At 60.3% G+C, this 1,761-nt stretch carries 2 protein-coding genes and 1 pseudogene; all 3 read left to right on the top strand.

Features of this window, described 5'->3' with window-relative positions:
* Window positions 1-338: pseudogene (locus ACH2EH_RS09795) on the top strand (flagellar biosynthesis protein FlhF); the annotation flags it as partial.
* 4 nt (window positions 339-342) lie between these two features.
* Complete coding sequence (locus ACH2EH_RS09790) at window positions 343-1,269, top strand: P-loop NTPase (protein WP_395141200.1); 927 nt, start codon at window positions 343-345, stop codon at window positions 1,267-1,269.
* 1 nt (window position 1,270) lies between these two features.
* Window positions 1,271-1,761 (top strand): PilZ domain-containing protein (locus ACH2EH_RS09785; protein ID WP_395141199.1); only part of this gene is annotated, 491 nt, incomplete at its 3' end.

Raw genomic sequence — 1,761 nt, 5'->3', positions numbered from 1 at the left:
TGGACTCTATTGGGCGCTCCGCATTCAATACCCAGCAGATCGCCGAGCAAGCCGAGCTTCTCGAAGCCCTGGGCACCGATGAGGTGCACCTTTGTCTGGATAGCGGCGCAAGTCCGGCCACTCTACGGCGCTCGCTGGAAGGATTCTCGCGGCTCCACCCCACTCATATCCTCCTGACAAAAGTGGACGAGACTGCCTCTCTGCGGGTCACCCTGGAAATAGTCCTGGAATCGGGCCTTCCTCTGTCCTATATCACAACCGGGCAGCGTGTTCCTGAGGATCTGGCACTGGCCAGCCCGGAAGATATCGCCGAGCGTATTTTGTTGGGCGAGGAGTAGCGAAATGGCATCCATTGGTTTCGAAGACCAAGCAGCAGGACTGCGACAGGCCCACTCCAGTAAAGAAAGCAGTATCCTACGGCTATTCCAGAGCCCGGATGACCGTCTTTTCGGCACTCATCAGGCGAAACAAGCCTCGGAGCCGCGTGTTGCTCTGCCCCCACTTGTCGCGATTGCCAGTGGCAAAGGGGGCGTCGGTAAGACTTTCTTCTCGGTGAACTTAGCACTCGACTGGCAGAGCCAGGGCAAAAAGTGCGCCGTGATGGACCTAGACTGGGGCCTAGGCAACCTGGATATCGCGCTCGGGATCGCGCCGCAAAAGCATCTAGGCCATGTGCTGTTTGGTGAGTGCACGGTCGCGGAGGCACTGATTGACTACGATGGCCTGCTGCTGTTGCCCAATGCATGCGGCGAGTCGTTTCATGACTACTCACTCACCGAGCAGCTCGATTATATTATCCGCCAGATCGTCGTCGCCGAGCCCTCGTGCAATTTAATTGTCGCCGATACGCACCCTGGTCTTGGCCCCGCCACGGTGGATGTGATCCGTCGTGCCACCGCCACCGTCGTGGTCTCGACGCCGGAGCCCACGGCAATCACGGACACCTACGCACTGTTTAAAGTGCTCTACCAGGAGCCTCTGAATGGCAGTGTTGGGCTGGTAATCAACCAAGCCCCCTCGGCGGAGCGTGCTCAGGAAGCAGCGGACCGCCTCAATACGGTCGCGAAGCGCTTCCTAGGACACGAGATCCCCTACTGGGGCTTTGTCCCACAGGACTCGGCGGTCTCGCAGTCGGTGTGTAACCAGCGCCCACTCCTAAAAAGTGCTCCCTGGGGCCGAACCACGGTTGCCCTGCGTAATATTGGGGAGACGGTCTCGGCGATTGTCGCGGCCCACCAGCAACTAAATGCCCACAAGGAGTCCCGCTGATATGCCCCTGCCACGGTCTTCGTCACCAAGCACTTTCTCTCTGGATCTGCCAGTACTCGGCCCCGGAACTCGGGTGACCGTCCAGGTTGACGGTGCCACACTCCTCTGCCGCGCCGCACGGATGCAGGGCCCAGCTCTCCACCTAACCGTTGGGGAGAGTGGGCTACGTCACGCTAGTCTCTGTAACCCGGGAACCCCTGTACAGTTGACCATGTACCGCGCGGGTTCCTGCTGGGAGTTTGAGGCGACGATCCGTGAGTGGGTCTGGACTCAGCCGGCGCTCCTCATCGTGGGCGGACTGCACTCATGGACCCAGAAACAGCGTCGCCAGGAGCTGCGCGAGCCACGCTCTTTGGAAGCAATGCTCCAGCTTCAAAGTGGCGAGCGCGCACGGGGAAGAACCCTAGACATCAGCTCCGGAGGCGTCTCCTTGTTGCTGCCTGCCGCCGATTCGCTGAAAGTGGGACAGACCGGCCAGCTCACCCTGCGCTT

Origin of the sequence: Armatimonas sp. (assembly GCF_043760365.1) — a bacterium.
GTDB lineage: Bacteria > Armatimonadota > Armatimonadia > Armatimonadales > Armatimonadaceae > Armatimonas.
Note: the sequence above shows the minus strand (reverse complement) of the source record. Positions and strands in the feature narration are given on the sequence as shown.